The following is a 23,140-nucleotide window of genomic DNA, read 5'->3' on the forward strand; positions in this document are numbered from 1 at the left end:
GGCGGGGCTCGCCCCGGGCGCGCTGCCGCCACTGCCCGCCGATCCGGTCCAGGCGCTGCTGAGCGGGATGGCACTGCCCGCGATCCCGGGTCTCGACGCACTGTTCACACCGTTTCTCGACCTGCTGAACGGCTTCGGCACCGGGGTGTTGGGCGCGGTGAACCCGACCACCCTGCTGAGTCAGTCCTCGAAGTTCATCGAGGGGGCCGTGCAGATCGGCACCGGTGCGCTGAAGACGGTCGAGACGCTGTGGCAGGGCACATCCGGCACCGCCGCCCAGGCGGCCGGGCAGGAGGCACAGAGCCACGGCGCGGAGACCGCCCAGCGCGGCTTCGACATCTCCGCGCTCACCGAACAGGCCGCCGCGGTGGTCCAGCGCGGCAATCTACAGCTCACCGCCATCGCGCAATCCTTCGCCGCCCAGGCGACCGCCATGGCCCCCGTGGCGCTCACCCCGCCCGGTCAGGCCGCTCTGATCGTCTCGGCCACCGAGCATCTCGGCGCGGCGGTGGCCGTGGTCAACGCCACCCGCGGCGAATTGAGCACCTACACAGCGCAGTTGAGCGGCGTACTGGGTCCGCTGCTCGGCCGGGGCGGCGGACCCAACCCCGCCGAGGTCGCCCAGTCCCTGGCGCAGAATGTCGGCCAGCCGATCCTGTCGCAGGCTCAGGAACTGCTGAAATCCGGTATCGACCAGGCCACCACACCCGCCGGTACCGGCCCGATCCCGGCCAACCCGGGCGATCTCGACACCAAGGCCGCCGGTCTCGGCGGTGGAGGCGGCGGAGCCGGAGGTGGCGGCGCGGGCGGCATCGGCGGTGTCGGCGGACTCGCCGCCAAGCCCGGCGGACCCGGCTCCTCCATCCCCGGCGGCAAACTCGCCCCCGCCGCGGGCTCCCCGTTCGGCTCCGGCGCCCCCGGCGCTCCCGGCGTCGGCGGCATGCCCCCGGGTGGCTACATGGGCGCGCCCTACGGCGGCGCGGCGGGCCAGCGTGGCACCGACGACAACCACACCCGCACCGTCCAACCCCACCACAACCACTCCGGCGAAGCCGAACTCACCGGCAATCTCGGCCCGGCCAGCCCCGAAGTCATCGGCGACTCCGCCACCGCGGACCGTTCCGTCGACCACGACGCCACATCCTGACCCACCGCAGCAGGGCGGCAGATCCCACCCGGTGAGCGGCGGTCCCGGCGGTCGCGGACCTGCCGACCGTGAGCGGATCAACCGACCGGCCCGCTCGCGGGAATGTTCGCGGCGGCCGAGCGGCAACGCTCAGACGGCTTCCGGTCGGGCCTGGGCGTCGGTGCCGCCGTCGATGACGAATTGCGCGCCGTGGATGAATCCGGCGCGCGGGCTCAGCAGGTAGGCGATCAGGTCGGCGATCTCCTCCGGGCGGCCGTTGCGGCCGACGGGTGAGGTGAAGTTGCGGATGGCCTCGCCGTAGCGGGGGTCGTCCAGACCCGCTTGCAGCAGCGGGGTTTCGACGCTGCCGGGCGCCACGGCATTGAGCCGCACCCCCGCCGCGCCCCACTCGGCGGCGCGGCGGCGGACCGCGACGGTGACGGCGTTCTTGGAGGCGGCGTAGGCGTAGCTGCCCGCGTAGTCCCCGGCGGAGGCGAACGCCTCCGCCTCGGTGCCGGTGGCGATGGGGTTCTGCGCCCAGGCCAGGTGGGTCGACGCCACCGACGACACGACCACGGCCGCGGGTGATTCCCCCTTGCGCAGTGCGGGCAGCAGGGCATCGAGCAGGGCGACGGTGCTGCGGTAGTTGATCTCGACAATGCGCATCGGGTCGGGGACCTGCGGCCCGACGCCTGCGCACAGGACGAGTCCGTCGAGCACTCCCCCGCCGCATTCGAGGACCTGGTCGACGATTTCCGCCCGCACGTCCGCGTCGGTGAGGTCGCCGGTGAGGTCGGCGTCGGCCAGGTCGATGCCGATGATGTCGTGCCCGGCGGCGCGCAGGACGGCGGCGGTGGCCGCGCCGATGCCCGAGGCGGAGCCGGTGATGGCGATCGTCATGGCTGTGATTAGAACAGGATGCAGATTCACCGGGCAATGCCCGACGGATCCGATCTCGGACACCGGGACCGCGGTCGCCGCACCCCGGGCGCACCCGCTACGACTGACCATGCACCCCTGGGCGTGTCCACCGTCCGGATTCGGATCGCCGGTTCGGTCGCGGACCACCGCGGTGCCGGACTAGCATCAGCGCAAGAACTAGAATCTGTTCTAGTTTTCGCCCGCCCACTGTCGAGAGGACGACCCGATGCGCTTCACCTATGCGGAGGCGATGACCGATCCGGACTACTACGTCCCGCTGGCCCAGGCCGCGGAGGCCGCCGGATTCCACAGCATGACCGTCGCCGACAGCATCGCCTACCCCGCGGAGTCGGACTCGAAATATCCCTACACCAAGGACGGCAATCGCGAGTTCCTCGACGGCAAACCGTTCATCGAGACCTTCGTGCTGTCGGCCGCCATCGCGGCGGCCACCACCACGCTGCGACTGACGCCGTTCGTACTGAAGCTGCCCATCCGCCCGCCGGTACTGGTGGCCAAGCAGGCCAGTTCCCTCGCCCGCCTGAGCAACAACCGCTTCGCCCTGGGCGTGGGCATCAGCCCGTGGCCGGAGGACTTCCAGATCATGGGCGTGCCGTTCGAGAAGCGCGGCAAGCGGCTCGACGAGTGCATCGAGATCGTGCGCGGCCTCTCCACCGGCGAATACTTCGAGTACCACGGCGAGTTCTACGACATTCCGCGCATCAAGCTCACCCCCGCCCCCACCGAGCCGCTGCCCATTCTGATCGGCGGCCACTCCGACGCCGCGTTGCAGCGCGCGGTGCGCCTGTCCGACGGCTGGATGCACGCGGGCGGCAGCGCCGAGGATCTGGACAAGTACCTGGCGCGCATCGAAGAACTGCGCGCCGAGCGCGACCTGACCACCCCGTTCGAGATCCATGCCGTCTCCCGCGACGGTTACACCCCCGACGGGGTGAAGCGCCTCGAGGAGAAGGGCATCACCGATCTGATCGTCGGCTTCCGCAACTCCTATGCCATGGAGCACGACACCGAGTCGCTGGCGGACAAGATCACCAAGCTGAAGTGGTACGGCGACAATGTGATCGCCAAGCTGACAGCCTGTTGAATAACCCGGGTTGACGGGCTGATTCGACAGCGCCCTTCTCGGGCGTCCAGCACTCACACCGCCAGCGGGCGAGTGCCGGTTCCCGCGTCTACCGGGCCGGTTACACCGACACCCGTGCGGTGTCGGTCAGCGCCTTCCCGTCGGCGGGCGTTGGTGACCCGGCCCCCTGCTGGGAGGTCCGGGGATCCAGATACGTCTTTCACCGTGGCAGGCCAGCGCGCGAGATTGACCGCCGCGTTCACATCCCGATCCAGCCGCAGCCCACACCCGCACGCGAACACCCGATCAGCCAACCCCAGACCCGGGTTGACGGTGCCGCAACGCGAACACAGCTTGCTCGACGGGAACCAGCGATCAGCGATAGCGACGGTGCCTGCGCGCCATTCCTGTTTGTAGCGCAGGATGCGAGCGAACTCGGCCCACCCGGCATCACTGATCGCCCGGGCGAGGGTGTGGTTGCGCAGCATTCCGGCTACGTGCAGGTCCTCGACGACGAGCCGGTCGTGGGTCTTGACCAGCCTGCCGGTGACCTCATGCAGAAAGTGACGACGAATCGCGGCGGTCTTGCGATGGTGCCGAGCCAACCGCGCGGCGGCCTCGTCCCGGTTGCGTGATCCTTTCCGTGTGCGGGACAGTGCTTTCGACAACCGTCGCTGCCGGGCCAACCCGGCAGCGAGGGGCTTGGGCGCGGTGATGCGCGCGACCTCACTACCCTCGGTGGTGGCGGCGATCACGAACGCCGACAGTCCTCGATCCACCCCGACCCCGCCGTGTTCGTCGCCGGGGTCGCGGGGCCGGTGCCGGTGGGCGGGATGCAGGTCGGCGGCCTCGGTGGCCACGCTGACCCACCACCGGCCACCGCACTCGGTGACGGTGGCGTACAGAACCTTCGCGCGGTGTTTGGCCAACATCCGCCGCAACCGGCGCGTGTCCTCCCGTACGCGGATTACCCCGAGGCCGGGCAGGGTGACCGAGCGGGGGATACCGCCGTCACCGACCCGGATCGACGGACGGCCGTTCTTCGCGGGCTTGTTCCGCAGCCGGAACGCCGGGGTCGCACGTCGTTTGGACTTGAAGCGGGGAAACCCGACCCGTCTGCCCTGACGGCGGCCATTCCGGGAGTCTGACCAGTTGGTCAGGGCGCGGCCGCAGTCGACGGCGGCTTCCTCGAACACCTGCTGGCACACCTGATCCCGCCACACCAACCCGGTCACCCGCACTTGCGCGACCCCGGCGGTATCGACGGTGAACACCCGCCCGGCCGCCTCGGTCTTCTTCCAGACGTTGAACGCGTTGATCAGACTGAACCCCGTCCACGGCACCGGATACCCGGGATCGGTTGTGCGGCGTGTCAGGGCGGTTTTCACCAGGTGCAGGCACTGGTTGAACGCGAACCGCGCCGCGCCCGCGTGCCGGGCCAGCGTGGCGTGCTGCTCGGCAGTGGGCTCGAGGCGGTAGCGGAAGGTGGTATGCCTGCTCATCACCGACGACTGTGACACACACCACCGACAACAAACCCGGGGTCGATCCGATCAGCACCGGACGACACGAAGCGATCAGTACACAAACACAGGCAGCCGGTGTCACGCAGAGAACACATCTCGGATTGCCGACCGATCAATCTAACGCGGTATCAGATTGAGCCGTCTCAGGATTGCGGCCGTGATCTGCCGAGCAGCTACAGCCGAGCACGCTGATTCGAACACAGATAGGTTGGACGCCATGCCTTTTAGCGCGGTGATCTTCGACATCGGAGGCGTTCTCGAAGTTACCGAGGAGATGGACTTCGACATTCGCTGGGAACAACGACTCGGCCTCGAACGCGGCCAGATCGTCGGGCGCCTCGCCGACGTCTGGTCAGCAGGAAGTATCGGCACCATCACCGAACCCGCATTTCGCGACGCGATTATCGGACGTCTCGAACTCGAACCCCATACCGCCGACGAACTCATCGAGGACATCTGGCGGCAATACCTGGGGGTCGCCAACAGCGAGCTGATCGCCTACGCGAAGACCCTGCGGCCGCGCCATCGAACCGGAATCATCAGCAACAGCTTCGTGGGCGCGCGGGAACGGGAACAACGCGCCTATGGCTTCGAAGACCTGGTCGACGACGCACAGATCGCGCTCGACGGAGCTACGGCGGCCGGAATGACCACGATCCATCACACCGACAACGCCACAACAATCACCGCTCTGAACACGCTGCTGCACACCGCAGGAGCAGAATAGTCCGCGTTCGGCAGGACCTCGAACGACCGCTGCCGTCCAAACGGACCGACGCGAACCCAGATTCACCAGACCTGACCACCACCAAGATCAAGTGCAGAGAAGCATGATCATCGACCAGATGACCATCACTTCGTGATGGTCGGGTAGGCGTTCGTCGTCGCGCACGCAGCGGCGGCGTCGACTGATCCAGGAGCAGGTCCGTTCTAGCACCCAACGACGGGGCAGGACAATGAATCCGGAGACGTCATCGTTGCGCTTGAAGATGTCGAGAGTGAGCGCGAGCGCAGTCTTGGCCCAGGTGAGGAGCTTGCCTGTGTAGATGCCTTCGGCCCACACCAGGGTGATGGTGTCGAACAGCAGGCGTAGTCGGGTCAGCGCGGGTCGGCGGCGTCGCGGTCCTGCACGCTGGCGGCGGTCACCAGCACCACGAGCAGCAGGACGAGACAGTCGACGATGATGTGGCGCTTACACCCGCCACTTTCTTCCCGGCGTCGTAGCCGCGTGACCCGGCGCCGACGGTTTCCGCAGCGCGCACCGACTGCGAATCGATGATCGCGGCGGTCGGGTCGACCTCGCGTCCCTCGGCTTCGCGCACCATGTCGGGCAGGTCGTTGTGCACGGCGGTGACATCGCCGTTGGCCCACCACCGGGTGAACGTGTCATGGACGGTGGACCAGGAAGTCCGCTGGCAGGTTGCGCCATTTGCACCCGCTGTCGACCAGGTAAAAGATCGCGTCGACGATCTCGCGTCGGCAGTGTTCCTCGGGTCGGCCACCGGCTCCGTCGAGCCAGATCGGCCAGGGCAGCCGGGAGGCGATGACCGCCCATTGGGCGTCGGTGGCGTCGTAGGTGTAGCGGGGTGGGCGGTGCCGTGCCCGAATCGACAGGCCACACAAAAGGTCAGCCATTTTCAGCGATACCGGTGACAGCGGCGGTGGCGGAGGGGTAGAACGACATGACGGAACCTTCTGGCGCACTTGGTTTGTGGTAATTCCTGTGCTACCAGGAGGTTCCGCCACATCTGGCCTGTTCGGGCAACCTTCCGCACGGTCTGTTCCCCGACGCGATCAGATCCCGGACAGGCACTGAGCTGACCGGGAACACTCGGCTCAGGACCGCTTGGCGAAGCCGAGCTCGATGACGGCGTCGCGCTCGCTCGCCAGCTCGGCCACGCTGAGATCGATACGCGCCCGGGAGAATTCGTCGATGGCGAGATCGGGAACGATGGTGTACGCGCCGTCCGCGCAGGTGACCGGGAACGAGCTGATCAGCCCTTCCGGCACCCCATAGGAACCGTCCGACGGCACCGCCATCGACACCCAGTCCCCGGCCGCGCTGCCCAGCACCCAGTCGTGGACGTGATCGATGGCGGCGCTGGCCGCACTCGCCGCCGACGACGCGCCGCGCGCCTGGATGATGGCCGTACCCCGTTGCTGCACGGTGGGAATGAAGTCGTGCTCGATCCAGGCGCGATCGTCGATCACCTCCGGCGCGGGCCGTCCGGCCACGGTGGCGTGGCTGATATCCGGATACTGGGTGGCGGAGTGGTTGCCCCACACCGCGATACGGTGGATATCGGCGGCGGGCACGCCGGTCTTCTTCGCCACCTGGGCGATGGCTCGATTGTGGTCCAGCCGGGTCAGCGCGGTGAATCGCGCGGCGGGCACGTCGGGTGCGTTGCTCGCGGCGATGAAGGCGTTGGTATTGGCCGGGTTTCCGATCACCAGCACCTTGACGTCGTCGGCCGCACTGGCATTGATGGCCGCGCCCTGATCGGTGAAGATCGGACCGTTGGCGGCGAGCAGATCGGCGCGTTCCATACCGGCGGTGCGGGGACGCGCGCCGACGAGCAGCGCGATATTCGCCCCGTCGAAGCCGATCCACGGGTCATCGGAGATGTCGATCGACGACAGCAGCGGGAACGCGCCGTCCTCGAGTTCCATGGCGACCCCTTCGAGAGAGCCCACCGCGGCCGGGATCTCGAGCAGTCGCAGCCGCACCGGAGTGTCCGGTCCGAGCATGGCCCCGGAGGCGATCCGGAACAGCAGACCGTAGGCGATCTGTCCGGCGGCACCGGTCACGGTGACGGTCACGGGTCGGGCGGCACTGCTCACGACGAACTCCTAGCGCTTGTCGGACACTCCGCTGTTCACCCTAATCACGCTCACCCTGCCCGGTCCCGGTTGGTGAGCCGGACGTGAGCGAGTAGACAGTGGCGGCGTCGGCCAGTTCGGCGAGCATCGAACCAAGATCGGCGACGGCCGCGGGCCGGGGTTCGCCGTGCGCGTCGAGGTACAGGTCGCGACGGATCTCGATCATGACGGCGGTGACCCGCAGGTCGCGGCGATAGTGGGCCAGCGGGACATAGCAACCGGCGTACGGGGTGTCGAACTCGACCGCGCCCGCCGCCTCGAATACGCGCCGCGCGGCCTCCGCGAGCCAGGGCGGGGTGTGGGCCGCGTCGGTGCCGACGCAGATCGGCGGGCGCGGCCGGGCGGCATCCTCGAATGCCGAGGGACGCGCCGGATAGGAGTGCACGTCGATCACCACGGCAGCGCCCGTGGCTGCCAGCCGCTCGGACACCAGGGCGGTGACGGCGGCGGCGTAGGGATGGAAGTATCGCGCCAGGAGTTCATCGGCCGTCGGCCCCGTACCCGTGCGCAAAGCCGCACCGCCGCAGGTGCGTTCGTACACCGCGCCGCGCCCGTGCCGCAGCATCGGTTCGCTCGCGTCGGGGAAGCGCTCCGGATCCACCACCAGCCGCGAGTAGCGGTGCACCGCCCGCCACGGCCGCCGCGCCGCTCGCTCGGTCGCCGTCGCGGCGATCGAATCGGTTGCGGTATCGGTGGATTCGGCGAGCTCGGCCGCGAGCGCCGACTCGGACAGGGCGATTCCGGCGCGCACGTCGGGCGGAATCTCGCGTCCCGCGTGCGGCACGTGCAGCACCACCGGACTCGTCGGGTCGCCCGGAAGGATCACGCACGGCTGCGTCATGCACTCACTCCCTTCGATGTCCCTCGCTTGATGATACGTACATACCATCTTCGTGATATGTTCGTATCATCAAGCGGTAGGGGGAGATCATGATCAAGCTCGGACGGTTCACCGATGACGCGGCGCGGGCCGCCTATCTGCGCGCCTACGATGCCGTGGCGGCGGCGTGGCCGGTGCCCTGGACCGATATCGACGTCGAAACCTCCTTCGGCACAACACGTGTCCGCCGATCGGGGGCGGGGGAAGGAACGCCGCTGTTCCTCTTCCCCGGGATGCAGGGCAACGGATTGTTCTGGAGCCAGTTCATCACCGAGCTGGCACACGACCGCACGGTGTACACGCCCGACGTCATGGGCTGGGCCGGGCGCTGCGTGCAGACCGCTCCGCTGCGCGACGAAAACGAGATCGCCGAATGGGCAGCCGAGACGATCGCCGGACTCGGGGCCGATCACGTCCATGTAGCGGGCTATTCCCTGGGCGGATGGCTGGCAGCCGTGGTCGCGGCCCACCGCCCCGACCGGGTGGTCAGTCTGAGCCTGCTGGAACCGGCTCCGGCCACCTTCGCACGGCCGAGCTGGCGAGTGCTGTGGCGCTTCATGGTCGCCGGATTCCGCCCCACGCGGGCGAAGATGGAGAAGTTCAACCAGTGGATCGCTCCACGCACCCGGCTCACCGAGTCGAATTGGGCGATGCTGTTGGCGAGCTTCGATTTTCGGCAGGGAATGCCGTGGGCGCGTCCGCTGCCCGAGGAGCGCTTCGCCGCGATATCCGCCCCGCTGCTGGCCCTCTTCGGCGGCGACACAGTCGTGCAGGATCCCGGGTGGGCGGCCGACCACGTCCGTCGACTGCGGCCGGATGCCGATATCGAGATCTACCCCGGCGTCGGACACGACATGATCTGGGCGATCCCCGACCGGGTGATCCCCCGCTTCCTGGAGTTCGTGCGCGCGCATGAGCCCGCGCGGGCCTGAGCCCTCCCGAAATCCACCGGACGCGAATACCGGATTCTGGTAGGCAGGGACCATGACGAGTCTCGGCGTGGTGTTCCGTCCCCAGCTTCCCCCCGAACGGCTGCGCAATGCGGTTCGGGCAGCGGATGATTCGGGCCTCGAGGAGCTGTGGCTGTGGGAGGACTGCTTCCTCGAGGGCGGCATTTCGACCGCCGCGGCGGCACTGGCCTGGTCGGAGCGGGTGCGGGTCGGCGTCGGCGTGCTGCCGGTGCCGCTGCGCAATGTCGCCGTGACCGCCATGGAGATCGCCACGCTGGAACGCCTGTTCCCCGGGCGCGGGATCTGGGGTGTGGGGCACGGGGTACAGGACTGGATGGGGCAGGTGGGCGCACGCGCCGCCTCCCCGCTGACCCTGCTGCGCGAGTATCTCGACGCGCTGCGGGGGCTGCTGCGTGGTGACCGATTGACGGTCAAGGGTCGCTACGTGCGGCTCGACGATGTCGGCCTGGATTGGCCGCCCGCCGCCGCACCGCCGATGCTGGCCGCCGCCACCGGACCCCGCACCCTCCAGCTGGTCGGTGCGGCGGCCGACGGCGTCATCCTCACCAGTTCCACTCCCGCCGACGGCATTCGCGAAGCCAGCCGGATCGTCGCCGCCGCTCGCCCCGAATCCGTTACCGGCCAACCCTTCCCGATCGTCGTATACCTCCTGGCCGCGACCGGCCCGAGAGCCGCCGACCGGGTGGCCGCCGAACTCCGCGCCCAGGGACGCGATGCCATCGCGGGCATCGGTGTGGCCGGGGACGCCCACGCCATCGCCGACGCCGTTACCCGCTGGTCCGAGGCGGGTGCCACCAGCGTCATCCTCGAACCCACCGCCGATGAGCCCGATCCGGAGGGTTTCATTCGCTTCGTCGCCGACCGGGTCCGCCCCCTGGTCCCCTGAAAACACGACGGCAGCGTCCCGGTCGGCACCGCGGCGTCGCCGGCGGCCGCGAGCTCGCGTCGATCGGCACGCCGCCGCTCCCGGGAACGCCGGAATATGGGCGACGCCACAGCGTGCCGCCGTCGCGCGACCGAGCACGCTGTCGCCGCGCGGCCGAGAACACCGCCATCGCGCGGCACGCACACCATCACGCGGCCACGACCATAGCCCGCGCCGTCACCCACGCCGTCGATACGCGGCCACCTACAGTGTCATCGGCGGCTGAACACACGGTCGTCGCCCCGCGAAAGGGCTGGCGCGCGAACCGTCGCCAGGAACGACACCGGGACAGGTCTGCGCTAGCGCGGATCCAGTCCCAGCGAACGGGCGAGATGCTCTGTCCACCAGCGTTTTTGGCCGTCCGAAGTATCGGCCGCCCGGCCGGTGAGACCGGCGCTGCGGCGGAACGGCCCGCCGTACAGTGGTTCGGTGGCGAGCGCCTGATGCAGGGCCGCGACGGCCAGCCGGGTGTCGTCGATCGGAGTGTCGGCGGCATCGGGCCGCAGCGCGTGCAGGGCGTCGACGACCGGAGCGAGCATGCCCGATTCGGTATCGCGCCAACCGGCGGCGTGCAGGGCGACGGCCAATTCCCCGTACCCCTGCCGGTAGAAGCCCGCCAGGGCCTCGACCAGTTCGCCGAGGTCGGCGTCGCGGTCGAGCCACGAGTCCAGCACCTGCCGAAGTCCGGCCCGGATCTCGCGGCCGCCGTGGCGCAGCAGAGCCTCCAGTAGCCGGTCCCGATTTCCGAAGTGGTGGTTGACCCCCGCGTCGGTCATGCCGACCGCGGCCGCGACGGCACGGACCTGGACCGCGGCCACCCCACCCTCGGCGAGCAGCCGCTCGGCGGCGTCCAGGATCAGCCGACGCGCTTCGTCGGGAGCGCGGCGTACACGTGATGCGGTCACGCCGCCACCTTACCTTGACGCACCAAAGCAACCCGCCTACGGTCTACCTTGACACCGCAAGGTAGGAGGACCGGCCATGACCGACCCAGCCACTTCCCGACCACGACGCCTCACCCGCCCCGACTCGGTCGTGCTACACGGCGAGGAGATCGGCACCGGCCCGTCCGTCCTGTTGCTGCACGCCGGTGGCGAACAGCGACAGGTATGGACCCCGGTGACGACGCTGCTCTCGGCGGCGGGATTCCGGTGCGTGGCCTACGACCAGCGCGGCCACGGCGAATCCGGCGGCGAGCGAAAGACGTTCGCGCCCTGCGCTGCCGATGTCGGCGCGATGGTGCTCGCCGAACCGCCGGGCTGTCTGGTGGTCGGCGCGTCCCTGGGCGGACTCGCCACCCTCGCCGCCCTCGCGGATCCCGCGGTCCGCGACCGGGTGGCGCGGTTGGTCCTGGTGGACGTCGTCCCCGATATCGACCCCGCCCGCGCCCGCCGCTTCCTCGCCGACGCCGGTGTGCTCGACGGCTACACCGAACTCGTCGAGGACATCCTCGCCCAACTGCCGCGCCTGCGGCGGCTCACCGCTACTCTCGACCTGCCCCTCCGGCTGGTCCGCGCGGGCACCGACACCCCGCTGTCCGACGACGACATCGCCCGCTTCCGGAACACGGCCCCCCATGCCACGGTGACCGAGATCCCGCAGGCCGGACACCTGGTGGCCCGCGACCAACCCGCGGCCCTGGCGGCCGCCATCGCCACCGAATGCCGCCATCTGAGACTCGGGCGCGGTATGGGCGGACGGACCGCCGCGCGGAGCCGCGTCGGCGGGCCGTGATCGCCATCCGCCGCGACTACAGGCCCATGCCGCGGGCCAGGACCGGCCAGGAGTCGATGAAGTCGTCGTGCCAGTAACCCCAGGAGTGGGTGCCGGAGGGCCGGAAGTTGTAGGTGGCGGGGATGTTCAGGGCGTCCAGGCGGGTTTTGAGATTGTGGGTGCAGTAGTTGGTGGCGCCCTCGATGACGCCGCCGACGAGCAGCTGGTTGGCCAGCACGCGGGGGCCGCTGCCCGCGGAGTACTTGCTGTCCAGGACGTCGTGGATGCCGGGGAGGCCATTGCCGGTGGACAGGTAGAGGTCGAGACCGCGGAGCCCGTCGGCATCGACGACCGGGTCGTTCTCGGTCCAGGCGGGAGCGCCGACGGGGCCGTACATATTCTCGACGTCGCCGCCGCCCCAGACCTCCACGGCCAGCTTGATGAACTCGCGTCCGACCGGGTCGGCGGACTGGGCACAGCCGGAATAGGCGGCGACCGCGCGGTACAGGCCGGGCTTGTGGATGGGCAGGTTGAGCACGGCGGTTCCCGAAGTCGACAGTCCGGCAACGGCATTGACGCCGTTGGTGCCCAGTGCGGCATCGATGAGCGGGGGCAGCTCCTCGGTGAAGAAGGTGCGCCACTTGATCTTTCCGCGCTCCGGGTCGGGTGCGATCCAGTCGGTGTAGTAGGTGAACGCACCGCCGATCGGCTGCACCACGTTCACGTTCTTGTCGGCGAGGAAGCCGGTGACGATATCGGTTTTGGTCTGCCAATTCGCCGTACCCTCACCGCCGTCCGCGCCATTGAGCAGATACAGGGTCGGCCGCGGCACCGAGGCATCGGCGGGGCGCTGCACATCGACCGGGAAGTACTGCTCCATCGCGGCCGAGTACACGAACAGCCGGAGCGTGCGGTCGTCGGTGAAGGTCACCTTCATGATTCGCGAACCGTTCGGCGCGACCGGATCGGCCAGCAGCTGTCGCGAGTCCATGACCGGATCGCCCGCCGCGGCGGCGGGCGTCACGAGTCCGATTCCGGCTAGCGCGACGATCGCGGCGATCAGGGCGGCGGCCCGCCTGCCGTACGGGAGGTGTCGACGAATCACCCTGGTACCGTAACCGCCCCGCTCAGCCGTGCGGCCCGGTATCGATGCCCGAGGCGCGGAGATAGCCTCCGAGCTGCCCGGCCGCCTCGAGCATGGCGACGCCGCGCGCGGTGAGCTGCCGCTGCCACCCGGCCAGGGCCGCGGCCAGCCGGTCCGTGCCGCCCGCCGCGCGAATCTGCTGGACCACCGTCGCGATGTACGCCAGCGGGTATCCGCCGCGCCGGAGCAGATGGGCCAGTTCGGCATCGCGTACATCGGCCGGGCGGTACAGCCGATAGTCGGTGACCGGTTCGCGATCCGGAGCCAGAATGCCCGCCTCCTCCCAGGTGCGCAGGGTCGCCGGGGTGAGTCCGAGCAGTCGGGCCAGCTCGCCGATGGTCCGGGTGCCGGTCCGCCCCGTGGCCTCGTGCGGCGCCGCGGTGAGTTGCTCGACCGCCGCCCGCACCGACACCAGCGTCTCGCGGTCGCGCCGCAACTGTCCGTGGCCGCCGTCGATGACCGTCAGCGCGTCGTCGAGCGCGCCGTCGTGGATCGCGTTCATGATGCGCCCGCTCGCCGCGTGCCCGAAGGCGGGAATCAACGCCAGGTAGGCGCGCAACGCCGCCGCGTGCGTCTCGGTGTAGACCCGGTAGCCGCTGGGGGTGCGCCGCGCGGGCGGCAGGAAACCGTCCCGCTCGTAGTTGCGGACGGCCTGGGTCGAGATGCCGTGCTCACGTGCGAGGTCGGCGGGGCGCAGAGTGACCATCGGTTTGAGAGTTTACCTGCCGAATACGGGGTAACCGGTGGGCAAGTTTCCACAGAGTTTTCAACGATACGATCGAAATACATGAGCCAGGACATTCGAGACTTCCTCACCCCGTCATGTGAACTCGTGGGCCTGGGTGAACCCACGCATTTCGAACCCGCCTTCGCGCGGCTGCGCAACGACCTGTTCGCCCGACTGGTGGAGTGCGGCTTCCGCTCCGTCGCACTGGAATCCGATCGCGTCGCCGGTTTCACCGTGGACGACTTCGTCCAGGAGGGGATAGGCGATCTCGATACGGTGCTGCGCGAGGGCATCTCGCACGGCTTCGGCGAGCTGGAGGCCAATCGCGAGTTGGTCGTCTGGCTGCGCCAGTACAACGAGGGCCGACCACCCGAGCAGCGGGTGGCCTTCCACGGCATCGACGCCCCGCTGGAGAAGATGAGCGCCCCCAGCCCCCGCCGCTACCTCGAATTCGCCCGGGACTACCTGGAACTCGATCTCGAGCTGACGGATCTGCTCGGCGAGGACGAACGGTGGAGCCGCACGGAGGCGGTCTTGGATCCGACGGTGTCGCCGGGCGCGACCGCCGAGGCCGCGAAGCTGGCGGCGATCGGTGACGACATGCTCAGCCAGTTGTACGGCCGCTCCCCCGCACTGATCGCGAAGACCTCACGCGCCCGGTGGCTGCGCGCCCGAGCCCACCTCACCGCCGCGCTCGGACTGCTCCGCTACCACCGCCAAGCCGCCCGTCCACTCCAGCCCGAGGCGCGCATCTCCCTGCTCAGCAGCACCCGCGACGTGCTCATGGCGCAGAACCTGCTCGAGATCCGCGACATCGAAGCCGACCGCGGCCCCACCCTGGTCTTCGCCCACAACAGTCACCTGCAGCGCACGCAGACCCATATGCCCATGGGCGAACTGGATGTCACCTGGTTCCCCACCGGTGCCATCGCGGCCCAGTTCCTCGGCGACCGCTACACCTTCATCGCGGGCAGCCTGGGCCACAGCGACGCCATCGAACTGAACGATCCCACGGCCGACACCTTCGAGGGCTTCCTCCAGCACCGCTTCCCCACCTGGGGCCTCCTCCCCACCCGCGATCTCCCCTCCGCCCGCGTCCGCACCGACGTCACCCAACCGCAGGGCTACTTCCCCCTCGACCCGGCCATCCTGGCTGGCACCGACGCGGTGCTCCACATCGCCTGACCCCATGAAGATCGGTTGTCTCACAGAACTACTCGGCGATAACCCGCTTCTGGCCGTGCAGATCTCCGCCCTGGCCGAGCGTGACCCTGCCGGTTACGTGCTGGCCAACCGGGAAGAGCCGACGGGCGGTTTCGGGGGTGAGTTCGGTCGGGTCGAGGTCGGTCATGGTCCGGCTATTTCAACCGGCTGAGACGACCGATCCGTACTGCTGGGTGCCTACCTGGATGCGGTAGGAGAGTTCTCGACGCTCGAAGGCAAGACCGGAGTGGAGGCCGAGGCCGCGTATGAGGGTTGGTCACCCGACGCGGTCATCCGCTCGAAGGCTCATCTGGCCTACCTCGCCGGTCTCGAGAAGCTGTTCGGCGTGGATCTCGGGCTGCCCGATCCCATGTCGGGTTCCGGTGACACTCGCCGACGCGGCCTGCTGCGGTTTCTGCTCCAGACGGCCCGGTCGTATCGCGCGATCGGTACGCCGCTCGACGGCTACATGGAAGTCAGCTTGCTGGTGCGGGCCATGGAAGACGTCGGCATCGCGGACGCCGTCACCGACGGCTGTGCCCGCATGCAGGGCCCCGCCCGCATACTGCGGCAGCAGCATCTGGAATTGCTCGACACCGTTTTGAGCGGATTGCTCGGTGAACGTGCGGATGCGAGCTATGAACTCGACGACCCGGTCGCCGCTGAGATCGTCGTACCCGAGCCCTGGGATCCGTGGGCCGTTTAGTTCCCACCGGCAGGTTCTGTCTCCGCAGCCGCTCGCTGTGCGAAGGCGTGCATGGCGGTCGACAGCTTCATCGAGGGCCTTCTCACCCGGCGGCGCGTGCGTCGAGTTCGTAGCGGTCGCCGATCCGCAGCAGGGCCACCACGGACATGAAGATCGCTGGTACCAGGACCAGCATGGCGGGGACGAGCGGTTCGCCGCCGTAGCCGGCGGCGCTCACCAGATCGGAGGTCAGGCCGACGAAGAATGGGCCGAGTGCGCCACCGAGGGTGACGAGAAAGGTGAGCAGGGCGAATCCCAGGCCGCGGCGGACGGCGGGGACCACATCGGCCGACACCGCGGTGAGGTTGGGGATCGCACCGGCGAATCCGCCGCAGGCCAGAGCGACCAGGGCGGCACGCGCCGGAACACCGGGCGTGAGCAGAGCGCCCGCGAGGGCGAAGGCGCCGGTCAGCAGGAAAACGGTGGCGACGGTGATCCGTCGGCCGGGCCGGACGGCATGGGCACGGTCGCCGAATCTGCTGCCCGCGATGATGCCCACGACAATGCCGGTACCGCCGATCGCTCCCGCGAGCCCGGAAGCGGTGTCGTAGCCGAGCCCCTCGGTACGCTCGAGCAGTGTCGGGAGCCAATAGAACACACCCCCGATTCCGAGCGAGAGCAGGGCTTGGCCGATGATCACTCCGGCCAGCGTCCTGATGCTCAGTAGTTCCCGCGCTTCCCGGAGCAGCGAGACCGAAGGCGTGGGCGTGCCGACTGTCACCGACTCGCCGATGCGCAACTGGTCGAGGCGATCCCCCAAGCCCCGCAACGGTTCCCGGACGGTGAGCACCAACGCCGCGACCACCAGGCCGGGCAGGGCGGCCACGAAGAACACCATGCGCCACCCGAGGGCCTCGGCCAGCACCCCGCCGAGGATGACGCCCGTCGGCAGGCCCAGGTAGTAGCCTGCGCGCTCGAACCCGTACGCCTTGCCGCGGCTGCGAGCCGGATAGTAGTCGGCGAGCAAGCTGGACGCGGGCGGGTTGTAGAGCTGTCCGGCGGCGCCGATCAGCACGCGCACGAGGAAGAACAGTACGAATGTGGTCGCCAGGCCGCTCAGGACGGAACACAGCGACCACACGAGGACGACGATCGAGATGGTGGCGACGCGCGGCGCACGGTCGGCGAGACGCCCAGCGGGCAGCAGGAGCACGGCACCCGCGATACTCGCGGCCGTCGGTATCGCTCCCGCGGCGGTGTCACCGAACCCGAAGTGGGCCTGGATCGCGGGCAGCGCCCCCGCGATCAGATTTATCTCGAACCGATCGATGAACGCGACGAGCCCGACGGCGATGGCGGGCCACCATCCCAGTGGCGCGGCCTTCGTCAGATCGACGATGCGGGACGGACGGCCGGAGGACACGACGATGTCGACGGAGCCGTTCGGGGTGGAAGCGGAGTCCACCGGGGAGACGGATTCGGCCATGGAATCGGCTGCTGCCCGGAAGGGTGGCCGGCGTCGCGGTTCCGAGGACCGACCCGTCCAGGCGAATCGTCGAATATCTCTGTTGAACAAGTGATTCCGATTCCTGGCTGTGCTGACGTCACGGCACGTGTCCGTGACCACGAGACCCGGCCTGCCATCTCGCCCGCCGGGCTGTTGTTTCGCACGAGGATACTACGTTTCCCGAAAGGATGTAGCGCGTCGGGAACGACCCAGGACGAGCAGTAGAGCCGAACCGGTGCTAACCGCCCAGGTTCGACAGGCGATTGCGGCGCACGACCTCCTCGTGTAGCGCCGCCACCCGGGGTGGGAGCGCGCCGGGGTCGCGCAGCGTGGGCCGGGGCATGGGGTCGACATCGGCGTCGATCATGGTCAGGCGGATCACCGCGCCCGGCCGGTCCAGCGCCCAGGAATGCGTATGTCCCGGGCGCGGATAGGTTTTCGCCTCCGAGCCGTAGACGAAGCGGGAATCGTCGGTGACCAGCTTGAAGCGGCTGGCCATCCCCTGGGATTCGGCCTCGCTGCGATTGCCCGGATTCGGCAGGGAGAGCGCGTCCTGCACCGCGCGCAGCAGTTTGTCTCGGTCGGGCGTCTGCATGGCGGGGATGCGGGGCGGGCACTCGGGGTCGAGTCCGGCGATCCGCTCCGACTGGTCCTCGAAGCGCTGCGGGAACGGCAGGGTGAAGCACACGTCGATATGGACCGGTGCGTCGATGGGCTGCCAGCGGATGCCCACTCGGAGCAGGGCATCCGCGGCGATGGTGTCGCGCCAGACGTACATATCCTTGTCGGCGGCCCGGAGCTGACCGGGGCCGATCGCGACCATGGAGCCCTGGGTCTTCGGAGTGCCGTGGGAGACGATCCATATGGTGCGGTCCGGCACCCCGGCCATACCGCCGAGCCCGTACTCGGTGACTTCGCCGTCCCCGACGGCGGCGTCGAACCGGGCCGCCCGCTTGCGAGCAGCCGTGGAGCGCTGGCGGGGCACCCGACCAGTGGGTGCCGTGGGCTGGGCCGATCCCGTCGGCTGGGCGCTCGTCCTCGACTGGGTCCTGGTCGTCGACCGGGCCGGTGTCGTCGGCTGGTCCGACGTCGGCGGGGCGGCGGCCGTATGCCCACAGCGCGGACAGCGGGGCGTATTCGTCCCGACCAGGAAACCGCATCCTTCGCAGATGCGGCGCCGGCCGGAATCGATGAGCGCCTGCGCGTCGAACACCGCCACCGTCGCCTACGCCTCCGACTCGCGGGTGCGGCGGGTGGGACTCGGCGGGTGGCTGCGCACGGGCGATCCTTTCGACGGGCGGTGATGTGCCGATTCTCCCCCACCCCTGCGACACGATCGGCCAATCACCCCGCGGAGTGTCACATGGCGACGCGCGTGGACTCCGCCAGATACAGCCGATCCGACGACCGCACCTCGAACGCGGTGTAGAACTCCGGCATATTGCGGACCACCTGGTTCACCCGGAATTCAGCGGGTGAGTGCGAGTCGAGGGCGAGCATGGTGGCCGTGTACTCCGGGCTCGCCGCCGACCGCCACATGCGGGCGTAGGCGAGAAAGACCGGACGGTAGTCGGGGGTCGCATTGCCGCGCCGCCGTTCGGCCAGTCGGAAGGCGGCCAGCGCCGTGGCCATACCGCGCAGATCGGCCAGATTCTCGATGACGGTGAGCGCCCCGTCGACATGGTGCTCCGGGGCGAGCCCCGCCGGCACCAGCGGATCGTACTGCTCGACCACCAGCCGGGTCTTGGCCTCGAACGCGGCCTTGTCCGCCGCTGTCCACCAGTCGCGCAGACTGCCGCCGGCGTCGAATTTCGAGCCGCCGCTGTCGAATCCGTGACCCATTTCGTGGGCGATCACCATGCCGATGCCGCCGTAGTTCACCGCCGCGTCGGCGTCCGGGTCGAAGAACGGGGGCTGCAGGATGGCCGCCGGGAGGCAGATGTGGTTCAGTTCCCAGCTGTAGCTGGCGTTCACGTCGGCGGGGGTCAGTATACTCCACTCGGCACGATCCACCGGGCGGCCGAGTTTGGCCAGCTGCCAGCGGAATTCGAAGGCGTCGGCGGCGCGCAGGGCGGCGACCAGCGGGCCGTCGGGGAGGTCGAGACCACTGTAGTCGCGCCAGTTCTCCGGGTAGCCGACCAGCGGGACGACCCGGTCCACCTTGGCGAGCGCCTCCCGGCGCGTGGCCTCGGACATCCACGTGGTCTCCGACAACGCGGTGCGATAGGCGCTGAGCAGGTCGGTGACCAACTCCTCGACGAGTGCGCGGGATTCGGCCGGGAAATACCGTTCGGCGTACCGGCGGCCGAGTGCGTCACCGAGCCGTTCCCGGATCACTCGCAGAGCGGTTCGCCACTGTTCCCGAGGTTGCCGGGTGCCTTGCAGGGCGCGGTCGAAGAACTCGAAGTGGGCCTCGGTGAAAGAGGTGGACGGGGTGGGCGCGTAGCGGGTGACGACCAGCAGCCGCAGGTAGTCGCGCAGCGTGGCCGGATCGGTAGCGGCCCAGAGGCGAGCCATCGCGGTGAGGTGACCGGGCTGATCGGCCACGATCGTGTCGAACGCCGCCGGTGCGTCGGTCACTCCGGCCAGCCAGGCGTCCCAGTCGAATCCCGGTGCCAGTTCCGGCAATTGCCGCCACGCATACGGTTGGTAGGAGGATAGCGACGCGATGAGTTCCACCAGTTCCACATGGCCGCGGGCGATCTCGGTCTCCAACGCGAGGGTGCGGGCGGCGATCTCGGCCGGGGCCGCCATACCCGCCGCGGTGGCGATGCGTTCGAGATAGGTGCGGTACGCGCCGCGCTGGGCGTCGTATTCGGCGTCGAGGTAGAAGGATCGGTCCGGCATGCCGAGTCCGGACTGTACGAGGTAGGCCCGGTGCCGACTCGGATCCTTGCGATCGGGCTGGATGCGGACGCCGATCGGGCCGGGCACACCGAGGGTGGTGAGCTTACCCGCGACCCGCGCGAGATCGGTCTTGTCCGTGGCCTTCTCGATCTCCGACAGCAGATCGGCGAGGGGTTCGATACCGGCACGATCGCGGGCGGCGGTATCGAGGAAGCCGCGGTAGAGGTAGTGCAGCCGCTGCTCGTCGGTACCCCGCCGCGACCCCGACAGCTCCTCCAGCAGTTCCCGCAGCCGATCCTCGGTGCCGTCGATGAGTTCCTCGAACGCGCCGTAGGCCGGTTTGTCGGGTGGCAGTTCGACCTCGCGCAGCCACGCGCCGTTCACATGCCGGTACAGGTCGTCCTGCGGTCGGACGGCCGGGTCCATTCCGGTCAGATCCGGTCCGGTCGAACGGCGCGGTGCGGCCGACGAACATGAGGCCAAGGCCACCAGCAGCGGTACCGCCGCGGCCGTGCCGAGGAACCGACGCCGGTCCAACCGGCAGGGTCTGTGCGGATGTTCTCCCGAAACTCTGTCGCGCCCAGTCATATTCACGACAGTAAGGACGGCGGGTCGCGGTGGGATCGGGCTGCCGGATGATCTCCACCCTGACCCGACCCTGATCCCGCACCGAGTCTGATCGCGCCACGGCGGCTGGGCTTGCTTCGCTCTCTACGGCTGGACTGTTCGACTATTTGACGAGTTCGGCGATATCGCGATCGCTGAGTACCACCGGCTGCACCGCGTCGCGGTCACGGACCATGCGGGCGGCACGGTAGAGGGGCCGTTCCTCGGCCACCGCGTCGCGGGCCTCGGCACGCAGCTGGTGCACCAGCACGCCCGATACGGCCAGCGCGGCGGCCAGCGGGCAGGCCGCCAGAGCGTCGGCCAGGCGGCGCAGCCCGAGCAGGTGGAGTTCGCGGCCACCCCCGGCATCGGTGTACATGGCCAGCGGGATGATGCGGGTGTCGGGTGCGGCGGTGACGCGCAGCACCACCCGGCTGAGGCGGCCGGAGTAGACCAGCACCTCCACACCGGTGGCGGCCGCGATATCGAGCGTATGTTCCCCGCGCCAGGTCTGGGCATGGATCACGGTGCCCGCCAGCGACATTCGGCGGCGCTGCGCGGCAAGTGCGTACAGGGCGGTCGGCACCCCCAGTACCAGTGCCACCGCCAGCGCGATCGGCCAGCTCACGAAGAGAGCCGAGAGCAGCCCGACGCCTATCCCCACCCCCAGCGCGGCGAGCGCCAAACGGCGCAGCGCGGGGGCGTACATCTCGGGAGCGATGAGGTCCAGCCCCACCGCCGGGGTGGGCTCGACATTCGGTTGTTCAGTCACGGGTGCGCATTCGTCCAGGTGAGGGTGTACGTCCGCGCGGACACAGCGGTCCGCACACCGACCGGGACGCTACCAGCATCCCCACCGCCCGCGCCCACCTTCACCCCGACACCACGAAAACCCCCACGCCCGCGTTCACCCGGCTCCACGAACAACCCACGCCCACCGCACCACTCGGCGCCACGAAAAACCCACGCCGACCGCCGGAATATCACTCGGTGGCCAGCGCCGCGGTCACCTCCGCCACCACATCGTCCAGGGCGACCTGGCGCTGCTCGCCGGTGCGCAGGTCCTTGAGGCCGATCTCGCCGTCGGCCACCTCGCGGTCGCCGAGCACGAGCGCCAGGCGGGCGCCGGACTTGTCGGCCGCTTTGATGGCGCTCTTCATGCTGCGGCCGCCGTAGGCCAGGTCGGTGCGGATTCCGGCCGCGCGCAGTCGCGCGGACAGCACCACCAGGTGCTGTTTGGCGATATCGCCGAGCGGGACGCCGTAGACGTCGCAGCTGGCGGCGTCACCGGCCGACTTGCCCTCGGCCCGCAGGGCCAGCACCGTGCGGTCCACACCCAGACCGAAGCCGATACCGGAGAGCGGCTGCCCGCCGAGCTGGGCCATCAGCCCGTCGTAGCGGCCGCCGCCGCCGATGCCGGACTGCGCGCCCAGCCCGTCGTGCACGAATTCGAAGGTGGTCTTGGTGTAGTAGTCGAGTCCGCGCACCATGCGCGGATTCACCACATACGGCACCCCGAGCGCGTCGAGCAGGCCGAGCACCTGGTCGAAGTGCGCCTTCGCCGATTCGGACAGGTGGTCGATCATGAGCGGCGCGTCGGCCACCAGTTCCCTCACCTGCGGCCGCTTGTCGTCGAGCACGCGCAGCGGGTTGATCTCGGCCCGGCGGCGGGTCTCCTCGTCCAGCGGCAGCCGGAACAGGAACTCCTGCAACAGCTCCCGGTACTGCGGACGACAGGTCTCGTCACCGAGCGAGGTGATCTCCAGCCGGAACCCGGTCAGTCCGAGCGCGCGGAATCCGGCATCGGCGATGGCGATGACCTCGGCGTCGAGGGCCGGATCGTCCACCCCGATGGCCTCCACGCCGACCTGCTGCAACTGACGGTACCGACCGGCCTGCGGCCGCTCGTAGCGGAAGAACGGCCCGGCGTAGCAGAGCTTCACCGGCAGCTGCCCACGGTCGAGATTGTGCTCGATGACCGCGCGCATCACCCCGGCCGTCCCCTCGGGACGCAGCGTGTAGCTCTGCCCCTTGCGGTCGGCGAAGGTCCACATCTCCTTGCTGACCACGTCGGTGGACTCGCCCACACCCCGGGCGAACAGGGCGGTCTCCTCGAACACCGGCAGCTCGATATGCCCGTACCCGGCCAGTCGCGCGGCGCGGATCAGCCCGTCGCGCACGGCGACGAACTCCGCCGAGGTCGGCGGCAGGTAATCGGGGACACCCTTCGGGGCCTTGAAGCTGCTGGTATCGGTCACGTCTCCAGTCTTCCAAACCGGTATTTCGCAAGTCCAACCGGTTTACCCGGCCCGACCTCACGGGCTCGTGCGGCGGTTGTACAGGATGGCCTCAGGAACTGATGGCACACTCTTATGCCGATACAACCGACCACGGA

Annotated in this window: 25 protein-coding genes; 10 read left to right on the plus strand and 15 right to left on the minus strand. The window is 69.2% G+C overall.

Annotated elements, in window-relative coordinates:
• On the plus strand, positions 1-1,147 hold a 1,147-nt coding region (locus ON31_RS18045), incomplete at its 5' end, for a hypothetical protein (protein WP_039815204.1).
• A 129-nt stretch (positions 1,148-1,276) separates the two neighbouring features.
• On the opposite strand, the gene ON31_RS18050 is transcribed toward ON31_RS18045, so the two are convergent.
• Complete coding sequence (locus ON31_RS18050; RefSeq protein WP_039815205.1) at positions 1,277-2,026, minus strand: SDR family oxidoreductase; 750 nt, start codon at positions 2,024-2,026, stop codon at positions 1,277-1,279.
• A 247-nt stretch (positions 2,027-2,273) separates the two neighbouring features.
• Between ON31_RS18050 and ON31_RS18055 the strand changes: the two genes are divergently transcribed.
• Positions 2,274-3,152, plus strand: a complete 879-nt coding sequence (locus tag ON31_RS18055) for a TIGR03619 family F420-dependent LLM class oxidoreductase (protein ID WP_039815206.1) — start codon at positions 2,274-2,276, stop codon at positions 3,150-3,152.
• 53 nt (positions 3,153-3,205) lie between these two features.
• Here the strand turns inward: ON31_RS18055 and ON31_RS18060 are convergent, their stop codons facing one another.
• Positions 3,206-4,633, minus strand: coding sequence for an RNA-guided endonuclease TnpB family protein (locus ON31_RS18060; protein ID WP_115061582.1), 1,428 nt, complete (start codon positions 4,631-4,633; stop codon positions 3,206-3,208).
• A gap of 241 nt (positions 4,634-4,874) precedes the next feature.
• Between ON31_RS18060 and ON31_RS35690 the strand changes: the two genes are divergently transcribed.
• Complete coding sequence (locus ON31_RS35690) at positions 4,875-5,384, plus strand: HAD family hydrolase (RefSeq protein WP_039815207.1); 510 nt, start codon at positions 4,875-4,877, stop codon at positions 5,382-5,384.
• 87 nt (positions 5,385-5,471) lie between these two features.
• Here ON31_RS35690 and ON31_RS38030 read toward each other — a convergent pair whose 3' ends face one another.
• The 5 genes from ON31_RS38030 to ON31_RS18080 form a co-directional block, all read right to left on the minus strand.
• Positions 5,472-5,720, minus strand: a complete 249-nt coding sequence (locus ON31_RS38030) for a hypothetical protein (protein WP_255222156.1) — start codon at positions 5,718-5,720, stop codon at positions 5,472-5,474.
• Positions 5,721-5,799: 79 nt separating this feature from the next.
• The gene (locus ON31_RS38035) at positions 5,800-6,003 is read right to left on the minus strand and encodes a transposase (RefSeq protein WP_255222157.1); all 204 of its coding nucleotides are present in this window, start codon (positions 6,001-6,003) and stop codon (positions 5,800-5,802) included.
• Positions 6,004-6,043: 40 nt separating this feature from the next.
• Positions 6,044-6,292 carry a transposase gene (locus tag ON31_RS38040; RefSeq protein ID WP_255222158.1) on the minus strand — a complete coding sequence of 83 codons (249 nt, stop codon included), beginning with the start codon at positions 6,290-6,292 and terminating at the stop codon, positions 6,044-6,046.
• A gap of 201 nt (positions 6,293-6,493) precedes the next feature.
• On the minus strand, positions 6,494-7,498 hold the full coding sequence (locus tag ON31_RS18075) for a malate dehydrogenase (protein WP_039815208.1): 1,005 nt from the start codon (positions 7,496-7,498) through the stop codon (positions 6,494-6,496).
• A 40-nt stretch (positions 7,499-7,538) separates the two neighbouring features.
• A complete protein-coding gene (locus tag ON31_RS18080; protein WP_051037434.1) occupies positions 7,539-8,378 on the minus strand; it encodes an N-formylglutamate amidohydrolase in 840 nt (279 codons plus the stop codon).
• Between the two features lie 89 nt (positions 8,379-8,467).
• Here ON31_RS18080 and ON31_RS18085 point away from each other — a divergent pair, with 89 nt between their 5' ends.
• Positions 8,468-9,349 (plus strand): alpha/beta fold hydrolase, encoded by an 882-nt coding sequence (locus ON31_RS18085; RefSeq protein WP_039815210.1) that lies wholly within the window; start codon positions 8,468-8,470, stop codon positions 9,347-9,349.
• A gap of 52 nt (positions 9,350-9,401) precedes the next feature.
• A complete protein-coding gene (locus ON31_RS18090; protein WP_039815212.1) occupies positions 9,402-10,274 on the plus strand; it encodes an LLM class flavin-dependent oxidoreductase in 873 nt (290 codons plus the stop codon).
• Between the two features lie 338 nt (positions 10,275-10,612).
• On the opposite strand, the gene ON31_RS18095 is transcribed toward ON31_RS18090, so the two are convergent.
• Entirely contained in the window at positions 10,613-11,218 is a 606-nt protein-coding gene (locus tag ON31_RS18095) for a TetR/AcrR family transcriptional regulator (RefSeq protein ID WP_039815214.1), read from the minus strand.
• A gap of 76 nt (positions 11,219-11,294) precedes the next feature.
• On the opposite strand from ON31_RS18095, the gene ON31_RS18100 reads away from it, so the two are divergent.
• Positions 11,295-12,047 carry an alpha/beta fold hydrolase gene (locus ON31_RS18100; protein WP_081592546.1) on the plus strand — a complete coding sequence of 251 codons (753 nt, stop codon included), beginning with the start codon at positions 11,295-11,297 and terminating at the stop codon, positions 12,045-12,047.
• A 16-nt stretch (positions 12,048-12,063) separates the two neighbouring features.
• On the opposite strand, the gene ON31_RS18105 is transcribed toward ON31_RS18100, so the two are convergent.
• Together ON31_RS18105 and ON31_RS18110 are read right to left on the minus strand one after the other, a co-directional pair.
• Positions 12,064-13,089, minus strand: a complete 1,026-nt coding sequence (locus tag ON31_RS18105) for an alpha/beta hydrolase (RefSeq protein WP_039815242.1) — start codon at positions 13,087-13,089, stop codon at positions 12,064-12,066.
• A 64-nt stretch (positions 13,090-13,153) separates the two neighbouring features.
• Positions 13,154-13,876, minus strand: a complete 723-nt coding sequence (locus ON31_RS18110; RefSeq protein WP_039815216.1) for a TioE family transcriptional regulator — start codon at positions 13,874-13,876, stop codon at positions 13,154-13,156.
• An 81-nt stretch (positions 13,877-13,957) separates the two neighbouring features.
• Between ON31_RS18110 and ON31_RS18115 the strand changes: the two genes are divergently transcribed.
• The 3 genes from ON31_RS18115 to ON31_RS18120 all read left to right on the plus strand — a co-directional run bounded on the left by ON31_RS18115 (position 13,958) and on the right by ON31_RS18120 (position 15,806).
• Complete coding sequence (locus tag ON31_RS18115) at positions 13,958-15,082, plus strand: erythromycin esterase family protein (protein ID WP_039815218.1); 1,125 nt, start codon at positions 13,958-13,960, stop codon at positions 15,080-15,082.
• A gap of 4 nt (positions 15,083-15,086) precedes the next feature.
• Positions 15,087-15,272, plus strand: coding sequence for a hypothetical protein (locus tag ON31_RS36770; RefSeq protein WP_147287155.1), 186 nt, complete (start codon positions 15,087-15,089; stop codon positions 15,270-15,272).
• Positions 15,273-15,347: 75 nt separating this feature from the next.
• A complete protein-coding gene (locus ON31_RS18120; RefSeq protein ID WP_039815220.1) occupies positions 15,348-15,806 on the plus strand; it encodes a hypothetical protein in 459 nt (152 codons plus the stop codon).
• Positions 15,807-15,888: 82 nt separating this feature from the next.
• On the opposite strand, the gene ON31_RS18125 is transcribed toward ON31_RS18120, so the two are convergent.
• On the minus strand, positions 15,889-17,271 hold the full coding sequence (locus tag ON31_RS18125) for an MFS transporter (RefSeq protein ID WP_039815222.1): 1,383 nt from the start codon (positions 17,269-17,271) through the stop codon (positions 15,889-15,891).
• A 259-nt stretch (positions 17,272-17,530) separates the two neighbouring features.
• Positions 17,531-18,277: a hypothetical protein gene (locus ON31_RS18130; protein WP_039815224.1), complete on the minus strand. Its 747-nt coding sequence runs from the start codon at positions 18,275-18,277 to the stop codon at positions 17,531-17,533.
• Positions 18,278-18,293: 16 nt separating this feature from the next.
• On the opposite strand from ON31_RS18130, the gene ON31_RS18135 reads away from it, so the two are divergent.
• The gene (locus ON31_RS18135; protein ID WP_147287154.1) at positions 18,294-18,596 is read left to right on the plus strand and encodes a hypothetical protein; all 303 of its coding nucleotides are present in this window, start codon (positions 18,294-18,296) and stop codon (positions 18,594-18,596) included.
• Positions 18,597-18,651: 55 nt separating this feature from the next.
• Here ON31_RS18135 and ON31_RS18140 read toward each other — a convergent pair whose 3' ends face one another.
• The 3 genes from ON31_RS18140 to hisS form a co-directional block, all read right to left on the minus strand.
• Positions 18,652-20,676, minus strand: coding sequence for a M13 family metallopeptidase (locus ON31_RS18140; RefSeq protein ID WP_169335022.1), 2,025 nt, complete (start codon positions 20,674-20,676; stop codon positions 18,652-18,654).
• 193 nt (positions 20,677-20,869) lie between these two features.
• Positions 20,870-21,517, minus strand: coding sequence for a hypothetical protein (locus ON31_RS18145; RefSeq protein ID WP_039815229.1), 648 nt, complete (start codon positions 21,515-21,517; stop codon positions 20,870-20,872).
• A 211-nt stretch (positions 21,518-21,728) separates the two neighbouring features.
• The gene (gene hisS / locus ON31_RS18150; RefSeq protein WP_039815230.1) at positions 21,729-23,003 is read right to left on the minus strand and encodes a histidine--tRNA ligase; all 1,275 of its coding nucleotides are present in this window, start codon (positions 23,001-23,003) and stop codon (positions 21,729-21,731) included.
• Positions 23,004-23,140: the final 137 nt, after the last annotated feature.

The sequence above is a fragment of the Nocardia otitidiscaviarum NBRC 14405 genome (assembly GCF_000308635.1).
Lineage (GTDB): Bacteria > Actinomycetota > Actinomycetes > Mycobacteriales > Mycobacteriaceae > Nocardia > Nocardia otitidiscaviarum.